General features: G+C 60.6%; 12 protein-coding genes and 1 pseudogene. 6 read left to right on the top strand and 7 right to left on the bottom strand.

The annotated features are described in order from the left end of the window. Nucleotides 1–5: 5 nt before the first annotated feature. On the top strand, nucleotides 6–3,491 hold the full coding sequence (gene smc, locus CDUR_RS08360) for a chromosome segregation protein SMC (protein WP_179417850.1): 3,486 nt from the start codon (nucleotides 6–8) through the stop codon (nucleotides 3,489–3,491). Here smc and CDUR_RS08355 read toward each other — a convergent pair whose 3' ends face one another. The 7 genes from CDUR_RS08355 to CDUR_RS08325 are packed head-to-tail and all read right to left on the bottom strand — an operon-like array spanning nucleotide 3,492 to nucleotide 12,383. Further along, a complete protein-coding gene (locus tag CDUR_RS08355) occupies nucleotides 3,492–4,826 on the bottom strand; it encodes a UDP-glucose dehydrogenase family protein (RefSeq protein WP_179417849.1) in 1,335 nt (444 codons plus the stop codon). Between the two features lie 17 nt (nucleotides 4,827–4,843). Next, nucleotides 4,844–5,830, bottom strand: coding sequence for a phosphotransferase (locus CDUR_RS08350; RefSeq protein ID WP_179417848.1), 987 nt, complete (start codon nucleotides 5,828–5,830; stop codon nucleotides 4,844–4,846). Next, a complete protein-coding gene (locus CDUR_RS08345) occupies nucleotides 5,827–6,987 on the bottom strand; it encodes a phosphotransferase (protein WP_179417847.1) in 1,161 nt (386 codons plus the stop codon). The genes CDUR_RS08350 and CDUR_RS08345 overlap by 4 nt, the downstream gene beginning before the upstream one ends. Before the next feature lie 2 nt (nucleotides 6,988–6,989). Continuing rightward, a complete protein-coding gene (locus CDUR_RS08340; RefSeq protein WP_233452923.1) occupies nucleotides 6,990–8,852 on the bottom strand; it encodes an ABC transporter ATP-binding protein in 1,863 nt (620 codons plus the stop codon). Continuing rightward, nucleotides 8,845–9,969: a glycosyltransferase family 4 protein gene (locus CDUR_RS08335; protein WP_179417846.1), complete on the bottom strand. Its 1,125-nt coding sequence runs from the start codon at nucleotides 9,967–9,969 to the stop codon at nucleotides 8,845–8,847. Before CDUR_RS08335 ends, CDUR_RS08340 begins: the two co-directional genes overlap by 8 nt. A gap of 9 nt (nucleotides 9,970–9,978) precedes the next feature. Continuing rightward, nucleotides 9,979–11,190 carry a glycosyltransferase family 4 protein gene (locus CDUR_RS08330; protein WP_179417845.1) on the bottom strand — a complete coding sequence of 404 codons (1,212 nt, stop codon included), beginning with the start codon at nucleotides 11,188–11,190 and terminating at the stop codon, nucleotides 9,979–9,981. Then, a complete protein-coding gene (locus CDUR_RS08325; RefSeq protein ID WP_179417844.1) occupies nucleotides 11,187–12,383 on the bottom strand; it encodes a glycosyltransferase family protein in 1,197 nt (398 codons plus the stop codon). Before CDUR_RS08325 ends, CDUR_RS08330 begins: the two co-directional genes overlap by 4 nt. Before the next feature lie 1,014 nt (nucleotides 12,384–13,397). Here CDUR_RS08325 and CDUR_RS08320 point away from each other — a divergent pair. From CDUR_RS08320 to CDUR_RS08300, 5 genes and pseudogenes are all read left to right on the top strand, one after another. Then, nucleotides 13,398–16,853, top strand: coding sequence for a hypothetical protein (locus tag CDUR_RS08320; protein ID WP_179417843.1), 3,456 nt, complete (start codon nucleotides 13,398–13,400; stop codon nucleotides 16,851–16,853). 142 nt (nucleotides 16,854–16,995) lie between these two features. Then, on the top strand, nucleotides 16,996–18,861 hold the full coding sequence (gene ftsY, locus CDUR_RS08315; RefSeq protein ID WP_179417842.1) for a signal recognition particle-docking protein FtsY: 1,866 nt from the start codon (nucleotides 16,996–16,998) through the stop codon (nucleotides 18,859–18,861). Nucleotides 18,862–18,945: 84 nt separating this feature from the next. Then, a pseudogene (locus CDUR_RS08310) lies at nucleotides 18,946–19,983 on the top strand (DUF3500 domain-containing protein); the annotation flags it as partial. A gap of 233 nt (nucleotides 19,984–20,216) precedes the next feature. After that, nucleotides 20,217–20,555 carry a P-II family nitrogen regulator gene (locus CDUR_RS08305; RefSeq protein ID WP_006063759.1) on the top strand — a complete coding sequence of 113 codons (339 nt, stop codon included), beginning with the start codon at nucleotides 20,217–20,219 and terminating at the stop codon, nucleotides 20,553–20,555. Nucleotides 20,556–20,574: 19 nt separating this feature from the next. Next, nucleotides 20,575–22,647 carry a [protein-PII] uridylyltransferase gene (locus CDUR_RS08300; protein ID WP_179417841.1) on the top strand — a complete coding sequence of 691 codons (2,073 nt, stop codon included), beginning with the start codon at nucleotides 20,575–20,577 and terminating at the stop codon, nucleotides 22,645–22,647. Nucleotides 22,648–22,674 lie beyond the last annotated feature (27 nt).

The following is a 22,674-nucleotide window of genomic DNA, read 5'->3' as shown; positions in this document are numbered from 1 at the left end:
TACCGGTGCATTTGAAATCTTTGACGCTGCGGGGATTTAAGTCTTTTGCGTCGTCAACGACTCTGAAATTCGAGCCGGGCATTTGCGCCGTGGTGGGGCCGAATGGGTCTGGCAAATCCAATGTGGTGGATGCCTTGGCGTGGGTGATGGGGGAGCAGGGCGCGAAAACACTGCGCGGCGGCAAAATGGAGGATGTTATTTTCGCCGGTGCGGGGGATCGCAAACCTCTGGGACGAGCGGAAGTGACGTTGACCATCGATAACTCCGATGGTGCTCTGCCCATTGATTATTCCGAAGTTTCGGTGACGCGCCGCATGTTCCGCGATGGAGCCAGCGAATACGAAATTAACGGCGCCCGTGCTCGCCTGATGGACATTCAGGAATTGCTGAGCGATTCCGGTATTGGCCGCGAAATGCATGTGATTGTGGGGCAGGGGCGGCTGTCGCAAATCCTGGAATCCCGCCCTGAGGAACGCCGCGCTTTTATCGAAGAGGCGGCTGGCGTGCTCAAACACCGCCGTCGTAAGGAAAAGGCGCAGCGCAAACTGGTGGGCATGCAGGCGAACCTGGATCGTCTGACGGACCTCACCACGGAACTTGGCCGCCAGTTGAAGCCACTGGCACGCCAGGCTGAGGCGGCGCGCCGGGCACAGACAGTGCAGGCCGAGCTGCGGGATGCGCGCCTGAAGCTGGCGGCGGATGAGTTGGTGCGCTTGTCGGAATCGCTGAGCTCCGCGACGTCGAAAGCCGAGATGCTGGCCGAGCAGGTCACATCGGTGACGCAGGTGTTGGAAGAATCCACGGAGACACAGCTGGAATTAGATGCTGCGTTGACCGCCATTACTGCTGAGTCAGAGGCGGCGCAGAAGCTGTGGTTTGAATTGTCGGCGTTGGCGGAGCGCGTCAGCGCCACCATTCGTATTGCTGCTGATCGCGCGTCGAGTCAGGGGACCGAGCCCGCCTACCAGGGCCCTGACCCGGATGACCTGGAACGCCAGGCCGATGCCGCCGACGAGGAGCAGCGGGAATTGGATGAGGCCGTTGAGGTGGCTCGCGAACGCCTCGATGCCATCAGGGAGGAAGTGGAAGAGCGGGAAGCCGCTGCCCGCGAGGCCGACCGTGAGCATTTGGCCCAGGTCCGGGCCATTGCGGACCGCCGTGAGGGAGTGGTTCGCCTGCTGGCCGCCGAGGAATCCCTGCGTGCACAGTTGAGCGCCGCGCAGACGGAGGTTGAGCAGCTATCGGAGCAACTGGAGGAGACGGCGGAAACGCTGGCCCGCGTGAAGGGGGAGTCTGCGGAGGTTGCGGCGAAGCAGCAGTCGCTGAAGGATGAGCGCGAGCCGCTTGCCGAGGCATCGGACCGCGCAGACCAGGAAGCGCAGGCCGCTGAGCAGCGTTTCGAGCAGCTGCGGGCTGAGGAGCGAGACCTGGAGCGTGCCATCTCCCGGGTGGAATCCCGCATCGACACCCTGCAGAACACAGCACCCGTTGCCGATGCGGCTGAGGTGGTGGAAAAATTCGGGACGTTCACCGGCATCGCCGACCTCATGCAGGTGGAATCCGGCACGGAACAAGCCGTCACGGCGGCGTTGGAGGAGGCCGCCACCGCACTCGCCGGGCACATCACCGACGACCTCACCGCAGCGCTGACGGCGGACACCATCAGCCGCACCACACTCATCCACCAGGGCACCACCGCCGACCCGTGGCGTCTCGACGCCACCCTCCCCACCGGCTGCACTTGGCTGCTCGACCACCTCATACTCGATGCCTCAGTGCAGGCACCGCTCACCCGGCTGCTTGTCGACGTCGCGCTCACACCCAACCTCACAACCGCGCGTGCCCTGGTGGACACCGACCCCCGACTGCGAGCCGTCACACTCGACGGCATCCTCGTGGGGGCCGGGTGGATCAGCCTGGGCACTGGTGCGCCCAGCCCCGTGGAGAACGCCGCACAGATCGCAGCCTCCCGCACCGAACTTGACGAGCTGACAACTAAACTGTCCGAATTGTCCGGCACCCTCGAAGGTGCACGTCAGGCGGCTGACGACGCCCGCGTCCATGCCGCAGCCACCACCGCCGCTCTCCGCGACCACGACGGACTATCGCGCACCCTTGACGCCGAAGCGTCACGGCTCGACAGGGAAGTGCGCTACGCAGAGACGAACCAACAAAAGATGATGGGGCGTGTCGCCACTGCGGAAGCCCGCGTGGAAGAGACGTCAACCCAGCTTGAGGATACTCTTGACCGCCTTGCCCGGGTTGATGACGACGCTCAAGATGATGAGCCCTCCACCGAAGCCCGCGATACCACCGCTGCGGCACTCGCACAGGCGAAAGCCATGGACGTGGAGGCGCGCCTAGCACTGCGCACCGCCGAGGAGCGCGCCGGGCAGCGGCGCGGGCGCGGTGATAGTTTGCGCAGGCAGGCTGAGTATGAGCGGCAGGCTAGAGCGCGGCACGAGCAGGCCATGGCCAAGCGTCGGGCGCAGGCAGAGCTGGCGCGAACCGTAGAGCTGGGAGCGCGGGACGTCGCAACGCGGGTGGAGCAGGCGACGGAGCAGGCAGCGCGGCATCGTGACGAGGTGAACGCCCAGAAAAACGACATTGCCTCGCGCCTTGCGCAGGCCAAAGACGCCGTGCATGCGGCGCAGATGCAGCTGAATAAGCTTACCGACAGCGCTCATGCCTCCGATATTGCGCGCAGCCAGGCGCAGGTGCGCATCGAGGAAGCCCAAGAACGGGTGGTACAGCAGCTGGGCATGCCCGCCGAAGACCTGATGGCTGACTATGCCCCTGGTGAGGATTTCGATCGGGACGCCGAGCGGGCACGCCTGAAACAGGCGGAAAAAGACTTGGCAGCGCTGGGCAAAGTCAATCCCTTGGCATTGGAAGAATACAAGGCACTGGAGGAACGCTACGAGTTCTTGGCCAACCAACTCAACGACGTGGAGCAGGCCCGGCGCGACCTCAACGATGTGATTGAGGATGTGGATGCGAAGATCCTGCAGTTGTTCACCGATGCCTGGCACGATGTGGAGGCTGCGTTCCCGGAGGTGTTTTCCACTTTGTTCCCGGGCGGGCAAGGACGGTTGGTGTTGACCGAGCCGGAGGACATGCTCACCACTGGTATTGAAGTGGAGGCGCGGCCGCCGGGTAAGAAGGTCAAGCGCCTGTCATTGCTGTCTGGTGGGGAAAAGTCGCTGACGGCGTTGGCCATGCTGGTGGCTATTTTCAAGGCACGGCCCAGCCCGTTTTATGTGATGGATGAGGTAGAGGCCGCCTTGGATGACACGAATCTGCGTCGGCTGATCGCGTTGTTTGAGAATCTGCGGGAGACCAGCCAGTTGATTGTGATCACGCACCAGAAGCCCACCATGGATGTGGCCAATGTGCTTTATGGTGTGACCATGCGCGGCGATGGTGTGACGCGTGTGATCAGCCAGCGCATGAGTCCGGTGGCGGCCGCACCCACCTCCGCCGAGACCTAACTAGTGGTGGTTGTATCGTCCGAGCCCGGAGTAGTCCCACCCAGCGTCGCGCCAGCGCTGCGGGTTGAGGGCGTTGCGGCCATCGATGATGGCGGGGCGGTTCACCACTGCAGCAACTTCCGCGGGGTCAAGCTGCACAAAATCCTCCCATTCGGTGACTAGCACCACCACATCGGCGCCGGTGAGCGCGCGGATCGGGTCGGCTTCGGTGGGCAGGTCGGGGCGAACTTTCGCCACCGCGTCCAGGGCTTTCGGGTCGGTCACCGTGACTACCGCGCCCAGGTCATGCAGGCGCTGGGCAACCTCCAGGGCGGGTGAATCGCGGATGTCGTCGCTGTTGGGTTTGAACGCGGCGCCCAGCACCGTGACGTGTGCGCCGTCCACGTTGCCGCTCAGGCTGCGCAGTACTTCCGAGACCACGCGATCTCGGCGGCGCTGGTTGATGGAGTCGACTTCCTTCAAAAACGACACAGCTTCCTGCACACCCAGCTCTTCGGCGCGGGCGACAAAAGCGCGAATGTCTTTGGGCAGGCAGCCACCACCGAATCCGACGCCAGCGCGCAGGAAACGATGCCCAATGCGTGCGTCATACCCCAAGGCTTCCGCCAGCTTGGTCACATTCCCGCCGGTGGCTTCGCATAGTTCAGCCATGGCGTTGATAAAGCTGATCTTGGTGGCCAGGAAGGAGTTAGCGGCCACTTTCACTAGTTCGGCGGTGGGGTAGTTGGTGGCTATTTTCGGCACGTCTTCCGCAAGGATCGTGGCGTACACCTGGTCCAGTGCATTCTCGCCCAGCTGGGCGCGATCGGGGTCATTGGACAAGCCGTAGACAATCCGGTCAGGGTGCAAAGTGTCAGCCACGGCGAAGCCTTCCCGCAGGAACTCGGGGTTCCACACCAGGGTGATGCCGTGCGCTTCAAGCCGGTCGGCAAGGTTCTGCGCGGTGCCCACCGGAACGGTGGATTTGCCCACCACCACGGGGTTATGGTCGGCAGTGCCCGTGGCTGCGATGACGGCCTCCGCGGCGGAATCCACGTAGCTCAAATCAGCGGCACCGCTGTCAGCGGATTGTGGGGTGCCCACCGCAATGAAATGCACATCCACATCAGCAAGTTCATCCGTTGCTGGTGCTGCGACAAAACGCAACCGTCCGCTGGCCAGGGAGTCCCGCAATACGTCTTCAAAACCGGGTTCGTAGAACGGTGAATGCCCGGCAGACAGCGCAGCGATTTTCGTAGCGTCGGTGTCCACACCCACAACGTCATGCCCCAGCGAGGCCATGCACGCGGCGTGGACGGCTCCGAGATAGCCACATCCAATGACGGAAATTTTCATGATGGTTCCTTTCAGGGTCACAACGTTACGCAGGTGTCTACCCAACCGGGCAGCCAGTCCTTCGAGGTGGGGCGGAAAGCATATACGCAGGCCAGCCGCAGGAGCGCGGCGCGGCGGTAGGTCTCAAGCCGCGCCGGGTTGACGTTGAGCGCTGCGGCAACAGTATTCACATGGCCTGCGATGGTGTCGCTGGTGCTGGGGGTGAAGATGTTTTGGGTTAGTCGTAGGTCGGCGTGCGCGAGCAGGTTTCCCAGGTCTAGGGCTACTTCGCCGCGTGCTGCAGTGTCCACGTCGAGCACGCCGAGTGTGGAGCCGTCCCACAGGAGTTGCTTGTCGTGGAGGTCGCGGTGCAGCACCAGCGGGCGGTCTGCTGGCCCTGCGACCAAGTCATGCGCGGTTTTTTCCACCACTGCGCGGAAACGAGGCAGTTCTGGCAAGGCGTCGAAAAGCTCGGCGAGTTCTAACCAGCGGGTGAGCACGGTGGCTTCGGCGTGGGCGTCGTGCTCGGGCAGGTCATTTGCGTCTTGAGTGACCAGCTCAGGCCATGTTGTTGCAAAATGCAACCAGCCGGACGCGCCTGCTTCCCCGAGGCTGTGTAGGGTCGATCCATTGACGCGGGAGAAGTCAACATGGGCATTGTCCACGTTCTTTACATGCGCCGATGCCAGCCCAGCGATAGCGCAGAGTCGCCCGACTTTGGTGGTGACACGTGCCAGTGCAGTGGCCTTGCCATCGCGGACGCATTTACGCACGTATGTGTCGTTGATGATCACAGCGCGGCGGCCCAGGCGGTGGACAACGAGATCCCCAGAGGCAGGCGGTTCGAGGGACGGCAGTGCTGGGTCGACTGCAAAGTCCGCGTGGTGGATGCTCCCATCGGGGTTGATGCGTCCGGCGCGGATGCGGCCACTGTCGTCGTGCTGTTCAAAAGTGAGCGTGCCATCGACGTGCGGCCAGCCTCGGCGGATGCGTGGCACCGTGGCAAGTGCGCTGAGTGCGGTCATGGTAGAACCTCCTTTATGCGATCCAGTTCCTCGTTGATACGTTGTTCCCAGTCTGGTTCGGCTGCGCGGAGTGGTTCGGCGAGGCGCATGAGCATGGCGTGTGCTGTGGCGCGGCGGATGTCGGTCTCTGAGGGGAGTGCGCCGCCTGCGGCCGCATAGCCCGCAAGAAACGCTTCCCCGATGGGCTGGTCTACCACAGACAGGTAGGTGCCCAGGTCGGTTACGGGGTCGCCGAGGTGCGTCCGGTCGAAGTCGGTGAGCCAGAGGGCACCATCGTTGTGTCGGAATAGTACCTGGTCGGGCGAGGCGTCGCCGTGGAGAAGTGCGGTGTGTCGGGGTGTGCTGCAGTGCGCAGCACGATCGTCCGTGATTTTCCCCGCAACGTCCCGAACGCCCGCAGCCAGATCGGGTGACAGGTAGTCGAGAACACGTGCATGTGTGGCACCTGGTTCGGTCTGCGCAAAAACATTCCCGCGCTGCTGCAGCTCTGCGGCTACAAGTGGCGGCAGCGTATCGACGCCCCGGTGCAGCTCCGCCAGCATCTCACCCGCGTCGTAGGTGGAGCTGATGTCACCGAACACGGTGAGGTCCCCATCGCCAACAAGGGTGTGGACGCTGCGGTGCAGGTTGCGGCCGTCGTCCAGTCGGGTGGGGGTGGCAACAATATCAGCGATGGCTTTGTGAATGCTCATGTCCATCGGGTCTGCCTGAGTAGCGATGCGGGTCACAGTTGTGTCTTCGTCGCTGCGGTAGACCAGCCTGCGGGCTGGATTGTAGCGAAGGATGGCATCGTCGTGTTGGGCCTTGGTGATAGCGGCGCTGTCGCCAACGAGGTACGCCCCGAGTTTGGCGTCGGTGAGTAGTTCTCCGTGTTGGAATATCAGCCCGTTGTCGGTCTCCGTTGAGCTAAGGCGCAGTGCGTGTCGGCCAGCCCAGTGTTCTGCTTTGTCGGCTTTGCCTCGGCTATCTGGCCAGAGGAGACGCGCCCACCCGACGGGAGTGCCTGCGTCCACACTGACCAATGCCATGACAATGGAGGTGTCGGGTTTGATACGCAGGCGGCTGGCGCGAACGGGCATGCCACACATAGCGCTCAGCCGGGTGCGATCAAGCACAGTGTCTAATGCGACGCGGGTAAGGGATGGGGACTGCTGCATGGTCAGTCCTCAATCCTGATGTCCATGGTGGCGCGGTTGCTGGCATCCACCCAGTCGCGGAATTCCTGGCTGGTGGCAAGCAGTTCGGCGGGCGAGCCGTCGAGAAGCACCTGGCCGTCTTGCACCCACACAACGCGGTCGGCGCGGAGTGCCACGTCGGCGTCGTGGGTGACGGCAAGGGTGGTTCGGCCGGCAACGAGTTGTTCGATGGCGTCCATGACCAGCGAGGCGGATTCGGGGTCGAGGCCGGTAGTGGCCTCATCCAGCACCACAACGGGTGAGTTACGCAGGAGTGCGCGAGCAATGGCGATGCGCTGGCGCTGTCCGCCAGAGACGGTGCCGCCGCGTTCGCCGACGATGGTGTCGTACCCGTCGGGTAGTTCCATGATGAAGTTGTGGGCGTGCGCCGCTCGGGCTGCTTGCTCGATCTCCTCGTCAGTGGCGTCGAAACGCCCGAAGCGGATATTCTCCCGGATCGTGCCCGCGAACAACACGGCTTCCTGGTGCAGGATGGACACGTTGGAGCGTAGTTTCTCCAAATTCAGCGTGGGCAGCGCCCGTCCATCAAGGGTGACGGTGCCGGAGGTGGGGTCAATGGCGCGCACCAGTAGGGACACCAGCGTGGATTTACCAGCACCGGACGGCCCCACAATGGCGATGTTCTCACCCGGGTCAACGTCCAGATTGAAGTTACGCAGCACCGGGTGGCCGTCGTACGCGGTGTTGACGTCAATGAATCGGACTTCACCTAAGACTTTATGCAGGCGGGCGGGACGTCGCGGACTCACAATGTCAGATTGGATGTCCATGAGGTCTGCCACGCGTTCCCCAGACGCACTAGCGCGGGCGATGCGGCCGGTGTATTTGGCCATGTCGCGCAGGGGCTTCATGGTGGTGCGCAGGTAGGTGGTAAACAGCACCAAATCACCCAAGGTCATGGCACCATCCAACACGCGAAAGGCGCCGCCGATCATCACGGCTGCAGAGGCCAGGCCCACGATCACATCGGTGGTGCGTTCCAACCGCGCCGCCAGTCGTCGGGACGTCACGCCGGTGTCGAGGGAGATGCGGTTGGCGTCCACGAAACGCTCCCCAATGTGGTCTTCCAGCCCGTAGGACTGCACCACCTTGATGGAGGACAGGGATTCCTGCGCGGTGTTGGCCAGGCGGCCTTCGGCTTTGCGGGTGCGACGTGAGGCATCCGCAATCTTCTTTGACGTCCCCGAGGAGGTGACAAAAAACAGCACCATGGCGATCACCACCACCGTCGACAACAGCGGATCCAGCACGATCATCACCACCAGCATCACCAGCAGGGTAATCATGTTGGCCAGCAGTGGAAGTCCCGCTGTCACCGCCACTTCCTGCATCCTGGCCACGTCACTGACCACACGCTGCACCGTGTCGGCACTGCGGTTGCGGGAGTGGAACTGCTGGGAAAGGCGCTGCACGTGGCTAAATACCCGGCTGCGTAACGACGTCGCGGCACGCGAACCCACCAGCGAAAAGGCCACTGTTGCCAGGTAATTCGACAGGGCGCGCGCACCCACAATGGCCAGCAGCGCGCCCCCACAGGTCAGCAGCAGTGCAGGAGTGGCAGATAGTTCATCTACTTTGGCGCCCAGGGATACGGACAACGCATCCACTACGATCTTGAGCGGCCAAGGCTCCAACACCCGGAAGCACACCTCACACAACAGTGCCACCACGCCGGCACCGATCAGTTTCTTTTCTGGTGCCACATCCTGGCGAATCAGCCGGAGGGTACGTCTCATTGACGTTGTTTGCTCAGCGTGTTTTGTGTTGTCAGGGTGTTCAGCACGCGAGGTATCCGGCACAGCCCTGTGCCGGGCAGCATTAACCATGGGGAACATCCTCCTTCACACCAGCGTGGGCCAGAATGTGGTCCACCGTACCGGCCCAGCTGTGCTCACGCTCCGCCTGCCTGCGATTATCCGACCCCACCTGTGCTCGCTCGGCGGGGTTGGCTACCAGGGCATCTAGTGCTTCTGCCAGCGCTTCCGGGTCAGACGGCGGCACCAAATACGCTGACTCGCCCATAATCTCAGGTAGCTGTCCCACCCGGGACGCCACCACCGGCAGGCCCGCCGCCATGTACTCATACACTTTCAACGGGGAAAAATATTGATCGGAATCGGTATCCATGGCGGGGTAAGGAGCCACGCCGATGGCGGTCCCCGCCATGTGCTGCGGAATCACGTCGGGGGCCACGGCGCCCCGGAAATCCACATCAATGCCCAGAGAGCGGGCTAGATCATCGAGTTCGGCACGCATGGGGCCATCGCCAATAATGCGTAGTTGCCAATCTTTGTGCGCCTGAGCGCGCGCACGCAGCAGAACATCCACCCCGTGCCACGGTTTGAGTGTGCCCACGAACGTCACCACGGGCGCGCCGGGTGATTCGGGCTGTGGGGTAATACGGTGCACATTCACGCCGTTCGGCACGGTAAACACCCGCGTCCCCTCCGTGCGGGCGATCACCCAGTCGCGCACGGGGTCGGAGACGCAGATTGTGGCCAGCGCCGCCTGAACCTGCTCCTGCAATGCCGCGTCAGCGGCCTGCTCATCCACGAGCACGCGGTGTGTCCGCTGTTCGTCAATCAACGGTGCGTTGACCTCCAGGATTCCCGGCACTCCGCACTCGGCGATGACGGTGCTGAACAGGGAATACCGCTCGTACACAAGGTCGTAGCCCCCAGCGCGAACCATGTCGGATACCGATGCAGATGCTGCCTGCTGGGCGCGTTCCCGCTCCTCTTCGTCGCGGGTGGTGATGGGAACGTCCACGACCCGCAGTTCCGCGAGGTCGTCAGGGACGTCGCTCCCACGACGGGTGGCATAGACGGTGACGTCGTGCCCGCGGCGTCGATACTCGCGCACCACTTCCTGAATGTGTACGCTGGCACCTTTCGTTCCAAAGACGGGGATGCCGGGGTCGAGGCAGACATAGGCGATATGCATGGCTGAGTCCTACCCCTCCGCCTTAGTGGATTGCTGCCACTCGGACAGCTGCGCAGCCTGCTGGCGGCTATCAAAATGCTCCTCAATGAGCTGTCGGGCGTTGTGGGTCAATGCCGTGATGTCCACGTTGCCTTTGATCACGTCTTCCAGGGCGGCGGCGAGTCCATCGACGTCGTTGGGCTCCAGCAAAATTCCCGTCTCACCTGTGCGAATCACCTCCGGCAAACCGGTCACGGAGGTGGCGATGACGGGAATGCCGGAGGCCATTGCTTCCAGCACCACGGTGGGGAGTCCGTCAATGTTGCCGTCGGCGGCAGGCACACAGGGGGCGACAAACACGTGGGAATTTTTAATCAGGTTCCGAACTTCCTGTTGATTCAGTGGCCCGAGAAGGCGTGCGGATTCTTCAAGTCTTTCCTCAAGAATTTGTGCTTGAAGTTCAGAATACAATTCACCTGCGCCGCCAATGGATAAATCAATTTGATAGCCTTTGTCGCGCATTTTTGCCACGGCGTTAATTAAATCGGAGAATCCTTTTTTCGGAACAAGTCGGCCTATGGCGACAATTTTCAGCGGATTGGAAACGGGCAGGGGCTCGTGGAAGGGGAAGCGAGCCAGCTCCAGGGCGTTGTAGCGCAGGGAAATGGTGGCACCCGTCCCGGCTAGTGCTTCATCCAGGTAGGTTTTGTTGAACTGGCTGATGGCGATCACCCGGTCTGCGTCGCGGCAGATACGCCGTAGCCAGGTGGAGTCCACGCTTTTGTGGAAAATATCCTTGGCATGCGTGGTCAGGGTGTAGGGGATACCAGTGATTTTAGAGGCCATCCAGGCCATTCGGCCAGGCAGGGAGGCGAAATGCGCGTGCAGATGGGTGATGCCGTCATTGTGCACGGATTGTGCCAGCGCCACGCCTTGGGCGACCTCGTCGGCGGGTAGTTCCACCAGTTCCGGGAGGATACGCAGGAAATTGTCGCGCAGGGTGGGATGCTTAATGATGTTCACTAATTCCGCCCACAATCCAATAGCAAGAGCAGGGCGTGGTATCCATGTGACTTCCGCCTGTACTCGGGCCAGTTCCGGGTGGAAGCGCGCATCAGTCGTGGGGCGAAGGGCGTAAATGCTTAAGTCATCGCCGTGTGCCTCTCTGGCCAGTATTTCGGTCACAATAAACGTTTCCGAAAACCGGGGATACACTTTGAGTACATAGCCGATGCGGGTCATTTGAGGGTGCTGCCTTCCGTGGAAACAAGATCAGTGTGATTTATCAGTTCTGTGGCGTAGTGCGCTGCAACATTCAACCCGTCCCGGGCTAAACTTGACCGATCAACAGTGCGGTGCACGGCATCGGCAACCCAGGCGCTCAGGGCGTCGGTGCTCACCGCGCCCACGCGCAGGTAATCAATAGCTCGGGCCTCATGCAAAGATTCGGCGCGAATGAGTTGTTCACGTCTGGGGTGTTCACGGGGAATCAGCAGCCCTGGGGTGTCAGTGCAGAGGATTTCGCACACAGTGTTGTAACCACCCATGGCGATCACTGCCGACGCTCGCGCAATTTGGGTACTCAGTCCAGGCCAGGAGTGGTGTACCTCGGTGTTCGGCCCGGCCAGCGAGGCGATGTGTTTGAATGCTCGTTCCTCAAGTTGCGGCCCGGTGACAATGATGTGGCGGTGGCCAGCGGGGAAGTTGATACGCGTGGCCGATTTAAGGAGGTGGTAGCCGTCAGATCCGCCGCCCGCAGTGGTGAGGATGAAGGGTTCGGGTGCCAGGGCTGTGTCGTGATCTGCGACGCGCCGACCGTTGGCGAGGTAGCCGGTGAAGCGGAGGCGGTCGGTGAAAAAGTCGGGGATTTCGCCGGTTTTGAGGGGGTTATGCACGGCAGGGTCGCCGTAGACCCAGACTTCATCAACAATGTCGCAAAGTTGTTCGGGGTTGCCCAGTGCCTCCCATTCAGCGGCTGCAACGGCGGGTTCGTCCAACACCTCGCGTAGGCCCAACACTACAGAGGTGTGGGGGTGTGCCGTGCGTAGTTGTTCGAGCGGGGTGAACAGTTCCTTCCACACGCCGTAGATGTGCCGGTCGATGATCACCAGGTCTGGGGCGAAGGAAAGCAGTGTGGATTTAAGCAGTTCAGAACGCAACCGAATGAGGTTGTGGGTTGGCTCGCCAAGGCTGCGTGGCTGGTAGCCGTCTTTTCCTTTGGATATCCCAGGGATGGTGAGCCAGTCGAATCCTTGTGGCAGCGGGAACACGCTGGCGGGGGCGAGTCCTGAGACGAGCAGGCCGGAGACGGGGTGTCCCGTTGCTGCGGGGATTGCGGCAGCGATGTGGTGGGCGATGGTCAAGTTGCGTCGAACATGCCCAAGACCTTGGGAATCATGGCTATAGAGCAGGACGCGGACAGGGGTAGTTTCCATGATGTCTTCTCACTACGTTTCTCAAAGCATCTGGCCACATGGTGGTGTGGCGAAGAAATTAAACGACAGGATGGGTGAAGTAGGTAAAAGCAGTTATGTCAACAATTCTCTAGGGGATTGTTTAACCGTTTTTAGATGTTTCGTTAGCGCTCGCAATCAAAAAATTTCTGGAGGTTGGGAAGGGTGTGTCCTGGAAGTTCGTCCTGGAATTTTGTTCTGAAGTTTTTTCGGTGCGTAGCTAGGGTTGGTAAAAAGCCAGACACCTGCTTTGTTTTTATTGTACTGGCACGCACAAAAAAAGTCACATCAAAAAGGTAGAGGGTCTATTTTAATGAATTTCTCACAATATTGGTAGCGCCGTTAGTTGGTACGCTATGCTCGCGTCACGCAAAACATGGATATGAAAATCGTTTTTTGTTATCGGCTCTCCATGGCGGGTTGAGCGGGGGAAATAGCTATTATGCTATCGTGTAGATGGTGGCCATCGCTTGCCGCATGTTGCTGTCGCAAATCCCTTTATTGACGCAGATCAGGGGCTTTTTGTTAATCTTTCGGCTAGTTGCTCCATGTGACTATTGCTGCCCACGAACGTGGGGTATGTGATGGATAACACCATGGTATTTTCCGTGACATTCATGATGTTTTCATATCCACTAATAAATTCCAGTAAGAAAACTAATGGGAAAAGCTCAGAATTGCATGATTTATAGGCATTATAGCTGTCGCTACTGAATAAAATAGGGGAAACCGGTGAATGGGGCTGCGGCGGCGCTACATTCCTCGCCCTGGCCGGAGCTGTATAACCCGGGCAGTAGTGTTGCCGCTACCTGGGTTTTGGGGATGTGGCAACGACATATCAGCACGACAGTGCCTATGCGTAAGCTAGGCGCGCGCCTTCATAGTGGGCTAGAACTCATTCATGCTATCGTGCTTCCCTTTGTGAACGCACAGGCTAGACTGGTGTGACTATCAGGTCATGTTCACAGTTTTCACGAACTAAGGGGTATTTTTTCTATGAGTGGTGACGCACTGGCTGCGACTCCCATTGCCGATCCCAACGATTCTTTACTGGGGTGGACGCTTCAGACGGAGCTGTCGCTGAACCAGCGCTTTAAAGACATCACGATGTTTGCCCAGTCGGATATGTCCGCCGATGAGCTTGAGCTTATCGACCGCTTCTACGGCACGTTTTTGTCCCGGCAGTTGGCGGCGGGCGCTCAACTGGACACACTGCTGGATAACACCCCGTACTTAGCGGTGACTACGTTGGTGTCTCGCGCCGCGCGGATGGTGGACCCTGAAAGCTTCTTCGCCGAGTACATCGGCGGTCTGGAACTTCACCCAACCCCAGAGTGGGTGGATACGGTGCAGCAGAAAACCCTCGATTTGTTGGTGCAGGTTGGCCTGTGGGTTCCCGAGGATACCCAGCCCACGGTTGAGGTGTTGGCGCTGCATGCCGGGGTAACTGGCTCTGAGGTTGCGGCGCTGTTGGAACTCATGGATAGCCTGGATAGCGACGACGTGGAAGTACCGTTGGAGGCTCTCCCGGCAGAGACCATGCCAGTGACGGCTGCGGTAGCGCAATGGGGCGTCGATACGCTGAAGCCCGTGGTTGATAAGGTTGCGGCTTTCCGAGCCTTTACCCACGCCCACCCCCATAACTGGCAGGAGCTTGACCCACCTGAGCTTCCGGCCTTGGTTCGGGAGGCCGTGGCTGCTGAGTTGCGGGAACGTCCCGTGGGCACGCAAGATCGCACAACGGCTGTGGGTATCGCCACCAGGGAGGCCCGTCCACGGTTGATTATCGATGCCGCGCGCCGCAAGGTGTGCCTGCGCCTACCGGAGCAGATCCTCCCAGAGGGGGCAGAAGAGATTCATTGGCGGGTGAACCTGGACGGCACCACCAAGATTTACCGTACTGGCCGACCGTGGGGCGAGACCGGACCGTTTGCGGAGTCCCTGGATGTGGCGATTGAACGCCAAGTTCGTGAGTTGACCGTCACGGATTCCACCACAGGCACTACCTGGGTGATTCCTGTGGTGGATTCGGATGATCCGGTGCTGGTGTTCAGCGCCAAAGGCCAAAACCTCACTGACAAGGTGTCCTTGCATTACGCAGAGCTGCTGGTGCTTTGCCCCTCGGATGCGACGCTGGTGGACGTAGTGGCTGGTGCGGATATTCCCGTCACTGACACCTTCGATATTGAGGGATGGGCCGGTTGGGTGTGCAGGCGTATTGACGCTCACGCAGCCGCATCTCTCCAGGTTGTTCGACCTGATCAGAAGCCCTCTATTGTGCAGCCGGTGCGGTGTATTGACCCTCGTCGCCGGGTGACTTTCCGTGACCCGGATGCCCCAGTACCGAACCTGTTTTCCTACGCTGGGTTGCCTGTGTACGCGCAGTCGCTGTTGGCGGAGTTTTCGCCCACGGTTTCGGGCCAACCGGAAACGTGGTACTTGTCTATCTCCTCATTTGGCGGGATCGGGCAGGCGGGGGAGGAGGTTGCCCCGGCTGAGCCGCTGGAGATTCCCGCCGAGGGCGGCGTGTTTGATGTGTTCGACCCTGATGCTTATGACGCGCCCTGGGTTGGGGAGTATCTGATTCGCCTGCGCGGCCCGCGTAACGAGTCCTTCCGCCATGAGTTCGCCATCGTGGAGGGGATGCACGCGGTCACGGAGATCGCCGGGCCGTGCCGATCCTTCCGCATTCCAGCGCGCGGCGGTCTGAGCGAGGCGGCGTTGCTGGTGCGCAGTGGTGTTAAGCCGTTTGATGTGTCACCGAAGGAGGTGTTGGTTCCCGCAGATGAGGCCGGTGCGAGCGTTGTGGTGTCTACCGATGAGGGCGACCAGATGCCTTTGCGGTTCATTCCGCCGCGTCTGCGGTTCGAGGTTCCGTTGGTCACCGAACCTGCGATGTGGCGCACCACGCGCCTGGTGTGTACGCCCCGCCAGTGTGATGCAGATGGGGTGGTGCGTATCCGTGCCACGGGTGAGCTGGGCACTCCGACCATGACGGTACGTAACCACCACGGTGCACCGCTGCGAACAGTGAAGCTGACCACCGTGGATGGGGTGACATATACGGCACCCATGGCAGCGCTCGCGGCGTCGATTAACGTGATCAACAGTGGGCGGCTAGAGCTTGAATGGACGGACCACCGCAGTGATAAGCGCGTGTCGGTGAACGTGGCGGATGTAGAGGCTGCCCCACACGCTACCGGCTGCCGTATCGAGGATGGCGCGCTGGTGTACGAACAACCTGCCGCAGGTCGTAATATTGCCGCCTGGGTGTGGCCCGCAACCGCGCCGTGGGTGGGCGGACGCACTGTCCGTGGCCAGCTTCCCGAGACGCTTCTCGACGCCGGTCCGCTCATCGTTCAACTTCATTCCGCTGATAGCTTCAACATGCTGTGGCCACCGTTGGTGCCCAGCGCTGATGCTTTTATCGCAGAGCAGCCGGGCTTCTATCACGACCCTAACCCCGCTCTGGCGGAACTGTCCGCGTTCCTTGCCGGCGAGCGCGAAGATGCGCCGTCCAACCCGGACATCATGCCCATACTCTGGGATTATCTTGATGGCTGGGGGAGTGTGGAGGCATCGTCGCTGGAGTCTCGGAAGGCAGTCATGGAAGCCATGGCTGCGTATCCCAGTGCGGCCTTGAAGGGACTGTCGGTATCGCTGGTGCCCGTGGAAAAGCAGCCCGGGCGGGTCATTGCATCGGGATTGGTACACGGCGTGTTCAACGACGCGAAAGACGTCACAGAGATACACCGCACGGCCTGGATTGGCACTCTGCAGTTGTTGGGACAGCTGCCCGCGCAGTACGCCGCGGCCGAAGTCGGCGAGGGACGCGCCGCGCTGCGCGACACCGTGTCCAAGCTGGAACAAGTGGCGGGTAAACGCCTGGTGGAGGCCCTTGCCACCGGGCGCGATGCCACCTTGGACACAGCCTGTGTGGACCAGTCCATTGTGCACATTGCGCACATGGAACCCGCGCAACAGGACACGCTGATTGAGATGCTGTTCTCGCAGGCGGAGATCGTGCCTGGTCCGATCATGGACGATAGCGCCCGTCTGCTTGCAGTGTTTGAGACCTTCAAACAGCGTGCGGCACTCAATGAACTGCTCTCCGACCAGGCGCTGATTGCCACGGCGGTATCGCTGCTCCGCGCCTTGCGTGGTGCAAACCGCCAACTGTATGCTTCGGCACGTATTCGTTTTGACAAGCTGGACGGCGTGGACACCGATGACCGCAGCAACATCTGGACGTTGGCCCCGGTTATTTCCCTGGTGTTTGCGTTGACCGCGCGTATGCGGGCGCACGAACTGATTGGTAAGTCCAAGTTGCTCACTGAGGCGCGCACCGGCTGGAGTGCTCTTGCCGATGTCGTGCCCGATCTTGTCACCAGTGACCTGATTTCAGCGGAGGCTATGGTCTTGGCGGTGAAATACCCCGGCATTGGCGGATAAGTGGGTTCGTTTTCATTTTTTCGTTAACGGTGCCGTTGCGATACATTTGCGTGGTTGACTAGCATTTTTTGGCAGTTGCGGGTGTGCCGTAATGGCTATCGGACTGTCTACTTAGGTGAGATTCTGGGGCGAACCTGCCACTATGGAGGTTATGACTTTGACGGCCATTATTCTCATCGCAGTTTTTCTGCTGTTTATGCTTGGTGTGTTGATCCTGGTTGGGTTGCGGCGCAGCGATGCCAAGAAGGTATCCTTCACCACAACCGAAGAACCTAAAGAACTCACCCAGCAGGAAAAGTCCGGCAACTATCAAGCCCACGGCGGGTTTAACTTTGCGCCCGCCAAAGCCGACGACAAAGAACCTGCGGTGCTTCCTGGTCAGGAGCTCAAAGCGGAGCCTTCGCACTTCGATCCTGTACCCCTAGAACAAGAAGCGCAGCAACAGGCTGTGCAGGAACCCGTCAAGGAACCAGAGGAACCAACAGCGGAGACCGAACAGGCTGCAGCTGAGCAGGTTGCTTCCAAGCCAGTTGTGGCAGAACCAGTTGCGACAGAGTCCGCCGTGACGGTGCCACCGGCATCTGAGAAGACGGATGCCTCCCAGGTAGAGGATGAGGCTGCTGAAGAAACCACCAAAGAATCCGCCGAAGACAACACTGATGTGGCTGATTCCCAGGAAGAGGAAGCCCCCGAGGAAGCCGCTGAGGTTTCCACCGCCAACGCTGTGGTGGTGGAAGAACTAGACGATGAGCTGGAACTTGAGGAAGTCACCGCCAGCGAGGTGATCGCCGAAACACCCCCAGCAGAAACACCCGAGGAAGCACCCTCAAAGGAAAACACCTCAGACGAAGGCACCACGGACGCCGCCAAGGATGAGGATGAGACCGAGGATGACGCATCCGAACCTGGCGACGAACATAAGGACGATGCTGAAGAGGCTAAAGAAGCTGCAGACTCTGCTCAAACACAGGTAGCCGCTGCGGAGCAAGCGCTGGAAGAAACCCCGGTGCCAGAGGCCCCTGCGCAGAAGGCAGAGTCCCAGAAGCCAGAATCCACGGCTCAGCAGCAGGCACCGAAAGAAGACATTGCTCCAGCTGCAGGTCGCCTGGGCCGGCTGCGTGGACGGTTGTCTAAGTCTCAGAACGTGTTTGGTCAGAGTGTCCTGGGCATGCTGAGCGCTGGTGACCTGGATGATGACGCCTGGGAAGAAATCGAAGACACCCTGCTCATGGCGGACCTGGGAACCACCATCACCATGGACGTGGTGGAAAAACTGCGGGAGAAAATCGCCGAGCGTGGTGTGAGTAGTGAGGAGGAAGCGCGTGCCATGTTGCGTGAAACCCTCATTGAAGCATGCAAACCAGAGTTGGATCGTTCGATTAAGGCGATGCCTTACGAAGGCAAACCGGCTGTGATTATGCTGGTCGGCGTGAATGGCACGGGCAAAACCACCACCACCGGCAAGCTTGCCCGAGTCTTGGTGTCCATGGGGCACAAGGTGCTGTTGGGCGCAGCCGATACGTTCCGCGCTGCTGCGGCCGACCAGCTGGAGACGTGGGGACGTCGCGTTGGTGCGGACACGGTGCGTGGTGCGGAAGGCGCAGACCCCGCATCGGTGGCGTTTGACGCTGTGGCGCAGGGCGTCGATACGCAGGTTGATGTTGTGCTTGTAGATACCGCAGGCCGTCTGCACACCTCGGTGGGGCTGATGGACCAGCTGGGCAAAGTGAAGCGTGTGGTGGAAAAGAAAGCCCAAGTGGATGAGGTGCTGCTGGTGCTGGATGCCACCATCGGACAGAACGGTTTGATGCAGGCCCGCACTTTCCGCGACGTGGTAGACATCACCGGCGTGGTGCTCACCAAGCTTGATGGCACCGCGAAAGGCGGCATCGTCTTCCAGGTGCAGGAGGAACTGGGGGTTCCGGTGAAGCTCGTCGGCTTGGGCGAAGGCGCGGATGATTTGGCTCCCTTCGAGGTCGAAAGCTTTATCGACGCCCTCCTCGGCTAACCCCGGCGAGACTCGCAGGAAACGTGCAGGCGACTTTCCGGGAACGGCCAGCGTCGCCCTGCACAGTAGCGAGCATGAGAAAACGTCCTCTACGACTACAACGACGACACTAAAACCACGTCGTGGTCGAACTTCCCCGTCACCTTCGTCGAGCGCTCCGGTCTGAAGCTCGGCGACCTCAACGAAGAACAACAAAAAGCCGCGCTCAAAGTGCTGAAAGCCCTGCTCAACGATGACGCCTACGCCAAGGTTACCGGCATCATGGAGGGCGACCAGTACCTCTACGACAAAGCAGGTTCCACGGACCTCGGCAACGCCCAATACAACATTGCATTCTTTGGCAACCCCTCCAACACCTCCGCATGGGCGGTGCAGTTTGGCGGCCACCACGTCGGTATCAATGCCACCTTCGACAACGGTGCCATCACCTTCGCACCCACCCACCTGGGCACCCAGCCCACCACCTATGTTGATGACAACGGCCAGACCAAATCCGCGCTGGGCGGCATGTACGAGACCGCTTTTGCCTTCTACAATTCCCTGACCGAGGAGCAAAAATCCAAGCTCTACCAGGGTGAAGAGGTGAAAAACTTGACCTGCGCGCCGGGCGACGCCTGCGACTATCCCACCGGTACCGGCATCAAAGGCTCCGACCTCACTGACGAGCAAAAGCAACTTCTGCTCAAGGTGATCGCCAACTGGGTAGACCTGGCCGACGGTGAGACCACGCAGAAGGAACTCGACGCGATCTCAGCGACTCTTGACGAGACCTACATCAATTGGTCCGGTGCCACCACCTACGACACCTCACAGGGCAAAGGTATCTACTTCCAGATTTCCGGCCCGAAGGCGTATATCGAGCTATCCAGCCAGGACAATACCGCTGGCGCAGAGATTGATGGAGTGTCCACCTCAGGGTGGGGTCATATCCACACCATCTACCGCGACCCAACCAACGATTACGCAGGTAGCGCCACCCAACAGAAGGCATCCGCGCCGACAATGGGCGGTGGCATGCCGGGCGGTGGCATGCCGGGCGGTGGGGAAGGACCAGGTGGGAACGGTGGTACCCCGCCCAACGGCACTCCTCCCAATGGCGGCACCCCGCCGCAGCGGCAGTAACGGTGCCGGGACGCTGGGGGATGCGGGGCGTCGTTAAGCGGCGAAAGTTTGTCATTACCGCAACATTCTGTAGAACTTATTGAGTATATTTCTATCGCATGATAGATTCCTTCCTGATTGATCAAGCGTAACGCCACTACAGCGCCACTACGCCGCGTAGGTGTTCTTGTGGCGCGAAGCTGATCGCGGGGTAAAAGTTATAGGATTGGGAAGATCAATAAGGGAGAACAGTAATGAAACTGATTACAGCCGTGATTAAGCCTTTCACGCTCGAAGACGTCAAACAGTCCCTCGAACAGGTGGGGGTCTACGGCATGACTGTCACGGAAATTCAGGGCTTTGGCCAGCAAAAAGGCCACACCGAGGTGTACCGCGGCGCGGAATACGCCGTGGATTTTGTGCCGAAGGTGAAGGTGGAAATCGTGGTGAGCAACGAGCAGCTCGACGAGGTTGTTGCCGCCATCGTAGACACCGCCCGCACCGGGAAAATCGGCGACGGCAAGGTGTGGGTGATGGATGTGGAAGAACTCGTCCGCGTACGCACCGGCGAGCGCGGAAACGACGCGCTCTAACTCACTCGCGAACTAGCCCGTGTCGCTTCTCGACGCCCCCGCCATCCGCGCCGCCACCATGGCTGAGGTCGGTACACTATTGCGCAGCCTAAAGCTGCCGCCTGGCACTGCGCTGGCCGCCACCGGGTCTTTTGCACGCGGAGAGATGACCCCGTATTCAGATATAGACCTACTGCTTATTCACCCAGATGGCACGCAACACCCGCAGGCGGATGGGGTGTGGTATCCGATTTGGGACGCCAAAAAGCGTCTCGACTATGCGGTTCGCACCCCGCGCGAGTGCGAAGAGATGGTGGCCACTGACACCACGGCCGCGCTCGCGCTCTTGGAGCTGCGTCCCATCGCAGGCGATGCCCAGCTTGTGGAAGAGACCATTCAGCGGGTGCGCACGCGGTGGCGCCGGAGCGTGCCAAAGACGTTCAACACTGTGGTGGATACAGCCATTGCGCGCTGGAATCGGTCTGGTTCCGTAGTCGCCATGACCCGTCCTGATGTGAAGCACGGGCGCGGGGGACTGCGTGATATTGAGCTACTCAAAGCCCTGGCACTGGGAAATGTGTGCGACGCGCCACCTTTAGAAGAGCAGCACCGTCTGCTGCTGGATATTCGCACTCTGCTGCATGTGGAAACGCGCCGTTCACGCGATGTTCTCGACCCCGAATGTGCCACCGATATTGCAACTCACCTTGGTTTCGACGACCGCCTGGACCTCTCGCGCGCGCTTGCCGATGCCGCCCGCACCATTGACGCCACCCTCACTCAGGCGCTCACAACCGCGCGGCATGTTCTGCGTCGTCCCCGTAACTACCGACGCAGGCCCGTGGACTTGGGGGTGGTGGATGCAGGCGATGAATTGCGGCTCAGCCGTAACCAATCCCTGGATGATCCGGGCCTAGTGTTGCGCGTTGGGGCGGCATCGGCCCGCACAGGGCTTCCCGTCTCTGCAGCTACGTGGCGCAGGCTTGCCAGCACCCCGCCGCTTCCCACGCCCTGGCCAGCGACTGCGACCGGTGATTTCTTTGCCCTTCTCGGATCCTCCGAGCACACGGCCCGTGTCGTGGGGGACATGGATACCCACGGGCTGTGGGAGCGCATTGTTCCAGAATGGGTGCATATTCGAGGTCTCATGCCCCGCGAACCTAGCCACATCAACACTATTGACGTGCATTGCCTGAACACGGTGGCCAACTGCGCTCACGTCAGCGTCAATGTGTCCCGGCCCGATCTGCTGTTGCTTGCGGCCCTGTTTCATGACATTGGCAAAGGATATAATCGCCCACATTCCCAGGTAGGGGCGGAAATGATAACGCGTATGGCCGCAAGAATGGGGCTTAACCCGCGCGACCGCATGTGTGTGCAAACCCTCGTTGCAGAGCACACCCTGCTGGCCCGCCTCGCCGCCACCCACGACCCATGGGATGACGCGGCCGTCGATACGCTGCTGGATGCGCTGCACTACGACCTCCTCACCGTGGAACTTCTTCAGGAACTCACGGAGGCCGACGCTCGCGCAACTGGCCCTGCCGTATGGACTGCGCATCTCAACCACGCTGTAACAACGCTTGCCAACTGTGCGCGCAACGCTCTCACCGCCGTCCACCCTCATAAGCCACACGTATCGACGCCCACTGACCTCGGCCTCACCAGCTCCGGCGAACTTGCCCACGTGCATTGGCGCGGCAGCGACATTATCCCCATCCTTGCTCTCATTGCGGCCAAAGGGTGGAACATTGTTACCGCCCGCATTGTTGCGGAACGCACCATGGTACGCGCCGAATTCGACGTCCGTGCCATGCACGTCGGCGGATTCAACCAGGAAGAATTCATCCAAGGTTACAAATCCGGCGTGTTTTCCACCCTCCCCACCCTTGAACCCGCAGCAACCGCTACCCACTGGTTCGGTTCCGTACTCGAAGTCCGGACGGTGGACCGCCGTGGCGCACTCGGCGCGCTCCTCAACGTCATACCCGACTACACCTGGTGCACCGTCGAACTGCCTGGATCCACCATGATCGCCCGCTTCCACCTTTGCGGCGCATTTGATAGGGCAGCTGTGGAACGAAGCATTACCCGAGTTCTGGCAACCGGGTAACCCAACGGGCTAACATGGTGAGGCTAG

Origin of the sequence: Corynebacterium durum (assembly GCF_030408675.1) — a bacterium.
Lineage (GTDB): Bacteria > Actinomycetota > Actinomycetes > Mycobacteriales > Mycobacteriaceae > Corynebacterium > Corynebacterium durum.
The sequence above is the reverse complement of the archived record's forward strand: the minus strand, read 5'-3'. Positions and strand labels throughout refer to the sequence as shown.